Genomic DNA, 6,457 nt, shown 5'->3' on the forward strand with positions numbered 1-6,457 from the left:
AGGGAGAGGGGCATTAATTATAATTATTGGTTGATAACGGTGCCTTGGTACTTTGCTTTATGAGAAATTTAAAAATAGATTACTTGATTTTATGTAAAACGCTAGCTTTATGGCTGGCGTTTTTTTCGTAAAATGAGTTACGGCGCGTTATAATGTTTAAAGAGAATTGAAAAGGTGTATTAATACTTAAGATAGGAAAGTGAGGAGCAGGATGATGAATAAACAGATTGGGAATTTTGATTATTATAATCCAACGCATATTGTTTTTGGAAAGAACCGGTTTTCTGAACTGGCGGGTTTAATTGCGGAGGATAAGAAGGTTTTGATTTTGTACGGTGGCGGGAGCGTTGAAAAATTTGGCACGCTTTTGAAGGTTCGCGAGGCTCTTCACGGGCATACGACAGGTGAATTTGGTGGTATCGAGGCGAATCCGACGTTCGAAACGCTTATTCAAGCGGTTGATTTAGTCAAAAAAGAAGGGTATGATTTCTTGCTCGCGGTTGGCGGCGGTTCTGTCATTGATGGGACGAAATTTGTTGCGGCTGCGGCGCGTTTTGACGGCGACCCGATTGATATTTTTGGGAACGGCGTTGGTGCTGCTAAACCGGTAAAAGAGGCGCTTCCGTTTGGGACGGTTTTGACGCTTCCTGCGACGGGTTCTGAGATGAATAGTGGGGCGGTTGTAACGATTAAAGCGAAAAAGGCGAAGGTGAGTTTTGGGAGTCCGGTAACATTTCCGAAATTTTCGCTACTTGATCCGGAGCTTACATATACGCTTCCAGAGCGGCAGCTTGCTAATGGCGTGATTGACTCATTTGTGCATGTTATGGAGCAATATTTGACGTATCCGGTTGGGGCGATGGTGCAGGATCGTTATGCGGAGGGTTTGCTACAAACGTTGATTGAGATTGGGCCGAGTGTGATTGATGAAAAAAATCATGATTACAATTTGCGAGCGAATTTCATGTGGACGGCGACGAATGCGCTGAACGGGACGCTTAATAAGGGGGTTCCAGGCGACTGGGCGAGTCATTCGCTTGGGCACGAGATTACGGCGCTTTACGGGATTGATCATGCGCGTACACTTGCGATTGTTTTGCCGGCACTCTTAACGATTCGGAAAAAGGAAAAATTTGATAAACTTGTGCAATATGCGGAACGCGTGTGGCATATTACGGAAGGTAGTAATGAAGCCAAAGTCAAACAGGCTATTTCGAACACTGGGCGATTTTTCGAATCACTTGGTGCCCCGATTTATTTCAGCGAGTATGGTTTAGGGGAAGAAGTTGTAGAGGCGCTTGTCAGTCAACTTGAAAGTCATGAGCTAACAGCGATTTCAGAGCGCGGCGATCAAACGCTTGAAGTGAGTCGAGCGATTTATGAGAAAGCATTAAAAGCAGAATAATCCTCGCAGACAGAAGGTCATAATTATAAAATTATGGCCTTTTTTTATCAAAATAAAGGGGTGAAGTAGGGTGGAAACTGAACAGAGGGAAAAAACTTTTTTTGGGCATCCTAGAGGCTTAGCGACATTATTTTTCACCGAATTTTGGGAGCGCTTTTCGTACTACGGAATGCGTGCGTTGTTGCTTTACTATATGTACACACAAGTGTCAGATGGGGGACTTGGCTTTAGTCAAGGGACGTCGACAGCAATTATGTCGATTTATGGTTCATTAGTTTATATGTCTGGGGTAATCGGCGGCTGGGCGGCTGATCGCTTGTTCGGCTCAAGGCGCACGATTTTTTGGGGCGGCGTTTTGATTATGGCCGGGCATATTGTTCTTGCGCTTCCTATGGGGGCGTCGGCGCTGTTCTTTTCGATGGTGCTCATCATTTTAGGGACAGGATTTTTAAAACCGAATGTGTCGAATGTTGTGGGGGACTTATACGCAAAAGGCGATAATCGACGCGATGCAGGTTTTAGTCTTTTTTATATGGGGATAAATTTAGGCGCGTTTATTGCTCCGTTCATCGTTTCAGGTGTTTGGGGCGCCACAGATAGTTTCCACGCCGGATTTAGCGTAGCTGCTTTTGGGATGGCAATTGGGCTAGTCGTATACGTCATCACGGGAAAACTTTATTTAAAAGAAGCCGGCAAACAAGTGCCAAATCCCATGTCAAACTCTGAAAAAGGGAAATTCATTTGGTTTGCGCTCGCTTTAGTGGCTGCAATCGGCGCTTTAATTGCGGCCATTGCATTCGTTACGGGCAGCTTCACGATTAATACTATTATCCTTGCCGTGACCATTCTAGGCGTGGGCATTCCAGTCGCCTATTTCGTCGTGATGATTCGCAGTAAAAAAACGACAAAAGAAGAGCGCTCACGGCTGTACGCCTATATTCCGCTATTTCTAATCGCCGTTTTGTTTTGGATGATAGAAGAACAAGGCTCGACGACGCTCGCGATTTTTGCGGCTGAACGAACGCAACTAGACATCTTTGGTTTTACTTTAAATCCCGCCAATTTTCAGTCATTAAATCCAGTTTTCATCATCATCTTATCACCTGTGTTCGCGTGGCTCTGGATGAAATTAGGGGACAGACAGCCATCAACGCCGAAGAAATTCGCAATTGGTTTATTTTTCGCCGGGTTATCTTTCGTGATTATGATGTTCCCAGGCCTAATAAACGGCAACACGACAACGCTTGTTAGTCCACTGTGGCTTGTTACCAGCTTCTTTATATGTATTGTCGGCGAGATGTTCATTTCGCCAGTTGGACTTTCCGTTACGACTAAGCTTGCCCCAGCGGCGTTCGCTTCACAAACGATGAGTTTATGGCTTTTAGCGGACAGCATGGGACAAGCATTTAACGCACAAGCAACACAATTTTTCAGCGCAGACACGGAAGTAGCTTATTTCGGAATCACTGGTTTTATTGCCATTGGATTCGCCGTACTACTCTTCTTAATGTCACCAATGCTGAAAAAATACATGCGCGGTATTGATTAACAAATTTAGGAGCCTGAAAAAGGTTCCTTTTTTGTGGCCATTTTTATAGCAGAAAACTATCTGTGTACAATTTATTATCATATCTTTTTATGCTATACTAAAGGATGTATTTATAAGACAATCAAGAGGTGATGAACATGATTAAAATTCAAATTAGCGAAAGCGAATTGCGGACCCATGCCAGCGACCTACGGGAGGCAAGCGGCGGGGATCCTTATCATCCGTGGGGTTCTGGGAATATGCGCGATTCCTATGCGAACTCCATCAATGATTTCCGAACCGCGATTATGGAATCGATTGAGATGATGCATCAGTTTTCAGAGCTTGCGGACAAAGATGCGGCACGTTTAGAGAAAATGGGCGAAGCGTTTTCGAAACAAGATCAAGCGGCAGGACAAGCCATCGAAGGGATGGGGCTGCGCTGATGGATGCGAAAAGTGAGCGAAACACACAAGCGCTACAGGCGTTACGAAAGCAAGAAAGCGACATGGAAGACGGGTTACATATGCTTCAAAATCAACAGAACCAATTGGAATGGCTGGAAGAAGACCATATGCGTATTCAGCGGGAACAAGAGGAACTGCGTGAACTTCTGCGGGAGGGTTGGCAAGGGGAGCGTGCCACGGGCTTTCATATGTATACCGAAGAGGTCCAGTACAGGGAACAACGCGATTGGCGGCAAAACATACAAGAACAAAGGGGCGATGTCACGAACCAAATGACGGCTGCTAAACAAACTTTACGAGAGCTAGAGGCGCAACAAGCCGAGCTTCGAAAGGCGTTGTCATCATGAGCCGGATTAGTATTGCCGAAGTACGTGCCTTTCAAGAAGCCTTACAAAAGGCCAATGCCACCATGCGTGCTCGTATTCAAGCGGTACAAGCAAGCGCCTTTCGTTATTCGGCGGATTATTTCTTAGACGGGCAAGCGATTCAAGCTTCCCAGTATTATTTTCGCGAAACCTATCAGACGGTAGGCGGGAGTTTGCTTGAAATTTTAGATACGAGTGAAGCACTTCTGGAACGCTATTTGAATGATTTTAGTACTCAAGTGGATGACTCGAAGACGGCCAAAGTCAATGCGGAGTTGTTAGGTGTAGCTGTAGAGAAAGCTCAACGTATCCGCCAAAAACAAGAAGCGTTACAAGCTTCCCTTTCCTCACAGACGGGGCCTTCCCAAGAAGGACGCGTCCAACAATTACGGCTAGACCTTGTTGAAGCGGTGGAAGAAGAAAAAATTCTGGAAAACTATTTACAATTTGAGCAAAGTCATACCCACTTTTTCCAAGAACTTTTAGCGCTTGTGATGACAGCACAAAGAACGATGCGACAACTCTTGCAGGAAGTCGAGTTTAACGCCCAAACCGGCACCTATACATATCCGAAAGGCTATACCCAGTCGATGGATGCCTTGAAACAGCGGCTTAATACCGTTCGCGGCGTAGACCCAAAACGGGTCGAAGCGCTGAAAGCCTATCAAGTTTTGGCAGTGGTGTACTACGATGCGGAGGGAAAGCCGCAAGTGATGTGGCTGCTTGAACAAAACGGAGTGGGTGTGCATGACCCGAAACTGAAGAAATACTTAGACAAGGCAGGAAAGTACTTAGACCCAAGTGACTACCAAATTATCACGAATGAGGATTTAAACAAAAAAATCACTGAATCGTGGAAAACCGGCACCTATTATATGGACGGCACGCAATACACCGGTATGGCTGGTGGTACGCTTCGGGCATCAGCGTATGTGGAATCGGTGAAAGGTACGCTGGATGAAAGTGGCCTGATGGACGTGGTGATGGGGCTAGGCTTGAGTACGGCGGCGATTCGGGGGAGTATGACGTATGAGGGAGCTAGCGGGAATGTAGTTAATATACCTAAGAGACCATCTTGGCAACAATCTGAAGTTGATGCAGGAGAAATGTTTCCCAACTATTCCTCTCAAAAATCGTTTTTAGATGGAGATGAAGTATCTCATGGAACAAAAGGTAGCTCAAGACCTGAATATTACACTTCAGGACATAGTGTGGAGGTTAAAAACTATACAATTGAAACTTCTGCGGGGCGTTCTAATCTGGCAAATAATGTTTCAAAACAGGTAAATCAACGTATTGACAATTTACCTCAAGGAACAAAGCAGACGATTATTATTGATGTTCGAGGTCAGAATTATTCTATATCAACACTCGATGATATACTTAGCAGAATAAGCGAAAAAGTTTTGGTACCTGTTGAAATTAGATTTATGGAATGAGAAAGGATGAAATAGGATGAGTATAGGAATAGAAGTAGGGTATTCATGGTTTCAAATAGGCAGATCAGATTACTTTGACTCTTTTTTTTCAACAATTGCATATTATTTAGAAAATCAGAAATGGGGAAGTGAATTTCCTGTGGTGATGAGAAAAATGTACGCAGGTAACTTAACACCTGATGAGGCTAAGTTAGCAAAAGATGAATTGTTAAAAATTCAAGAAAAATTAGGGACACTGAAAAAAGAAGTATCCCCTATCATATGGGACGCTAGAAATCTAAATTTGACACCGCCAGAGTGGGCAGTAAATCCAAACGAACATGTTCAGACATTAAAAAATTATTTCGTGATATCAGATGGACGTGATTTATTAGAGATTCTATTAATCGCTGTTAATAAATCTATAGAAACAAATAAAAACTTACACATAAAATCGCTAAATGAGGAATCTACTATTTATTCGTAAAAATATTAATGATTATTTGGTACATTAGGACACTATTTAAACTCAAGTATAGTGTCATTTCAAACATATCAAATAAAGGGAACTCATGCTATTTTGCTAGGTTCTGAGGGTGAAGTAGATAAGGCTTGAAAGAATAAATTCAAATATTAATGCAAACGATGGGTATGTTATGCTGAAAATGCTTGAGGGACGAGTCAAGGTACTAGCTTTTTCGTGAGTTCCTCAGGCAATATTAAAAGTACATGCCCAATAAAGAAAGTTAATAGCGATGTTAGGAGAGCCTAGCGGTCTATTGACTTTCTTTATAGTGTTTTACAGATTTAGAAGACTCAGTTTTATCTAATTTTTTTCACTTCCTTTTAAAATTCCCTTTTCCAGTCTGCATAAACTAGCAAATTACGCTTGAGTAGCACTCTTGCAATTTGGGTCTGCTGGAAAGGAAAGTACTTAGACCCAAGTGACTACCAAATTATCACGAATGAGGATTTAAACAAAAAAATCACTGAATCGTGGAAAACCGGCACCTATTATATGGACGGCACGCAATACACCGGTATGGCTGGTGGTACGCTTCGGGCATCAGCGTATGTGGAATCGGTGAAAGGTACGCTGGATGAAAGTGGCCTGATGGACGTGGTGATGGGGTTGGGCTTGAGTACTGCGGCGATTCGGGGGAGTATGACGTATGAGGGAGCTAGTGGGGCTAAGGTACCTAAAGACTATTCTCAAACTAGAGAATACTGGAAAAAAGATGTTGATTTTAAAGATACCAAAGTTTATCAAAGAA

At 43.3% G+C, this 6,457-nt stretch carries 6 protein-coding genes and 1 pseudogene; all 7 read left to right on the plus strand.

Going from position 1 to position 6,457, the window contains the following annotated elements:
* Window positions 1–214 precede the first annotated feature (214 nt).
* Window positions 215–1,405 carry an iron-containing alcohol dehydrogenase gene (locus CFS04_RS09090; protein ID WP_088810378.1) on the plus strand — a complete coding sequence of 397 codons (1,191 nt, stop codon included), beginning with the start codon at window positions 215–217 and terminating at the stop codon, window positions 1,403–1,405.
* A gap of 70 nt (window positions 1,406–1,475) precedes the next feature.
* On the plus strand, window positions 1,476–2,954 hold the full coding sequence (locus CFS04_RS09095; protein WP_088810379.1) for a peptide MFS transporter: 1,479 nt from the start codon (window positions 1,476–1,478) through the stop codon (window positions 2,952–2,954).
* A 137-nt stretch (window positions 2,955–3,091) separates the two neighbouring features.
* Window positions 3,092–3,379, plus strand: a complete 288-nt coding sequence (locus tag CFS04_RS09100; RefSeq protein ID WP_159457888.1) for a DUF3130 family protein — start codon at window positions 3,092–3,094, stop codon at window positions 3,377–3,379.
* A complete protein-coding gene (locus CFS04_RS09105; protein ID WP_088810381.1) occupies window positions 3,379–3,747 on the plus strand; it encodes a hypothetical protein in 369 nt (122 codons plus the stop codon). Before CFS04_RS09100 ends, CFS04_RS09105 begins: the two co-directional genes overlap by 1 nt.
* The gene (locus CFS04_RS09110) at window positions 3,744–5,204 is read left to right on the plus strand and encodes a T7SS effector LXG polymorphic toxin (protein ID WP_088810382.1); all 1,461 of its coding nucleotides are present in this window, start codon (window positions 3,744–3,746) and stop codon (window positions 5,202–5,204) included. The genes CFS04_RS09105 and CFS04_RS09110 overlap by 4 nt, the downstream gene beginning before the upstream one ends.
* Window positions 5,205–5,220: 16 nt before the next feature.
* Window positions 5,221–5,670, plus strand: coding sequence for an Imm70 family immunity protein (locus CFS04_RS09115; RefSeq protein ID WP_088810383.1), 450 nt, complete (start codon window positions 5,221–5,223; stop codon window positions 5,668–5,670).
* 402 nt (window positions 5,671–6,072) lie between these two features.
* A pseudogene (locus CFS04_RS09120) lies at window positions 6,073–6,457 on the plus strand (hypothetical protein); the annotation flags it as partial.

Source organism: Listeria sp. ILCC796, assembly GCF_900186175.1.
Taxonomy (GTDB): Bacteria; Bacillota; Bacilli; order Lactobacillales; family Listeriaceae; genus Listeria; species Listeria goaensis.

What these genes read in the sequence shown, in the direction of transcription:
- CFS04_RS09105 (WP_088810381.1), top strand. Translation starts at nt 3,379, where the DNA reads ATGGATGCGAAAAGTGAGCGAAACACACAAGCGCTACAGGCGTTACGA.
- CFS04_RS09115 (WP_088810383.1), top strand. Translation starts at nt 5,221, where the DNA reads ATGAGTATAGGAATAGAAGTAGGGTATTCATGGTTTCAAATAGGCAGA.
- CFS04_RS09110 (WP_088810382.1), top strand. Translation starts at nt 3,744, where the DNA reads ATGAGCCGGATTAGTATTGCCGAAGTACGTGCCTTTCAAGAAGCCTTA.
- CFS04_RS09100 (WP_159457888.1), top strand. Translation starts at nt 3,092, where the DNA reads ATGATTAAAATTCAAATTAGCGAAAGCGAATTGCGGACCCATGCCAGC.
- CFS04_RS09090 (WP_088810378.1), top strand. Translation starts at nt 215, where the DNA reads ATGAATAAACAGATTGGGAATTTTGATTATTATAATCCAACGCATATT.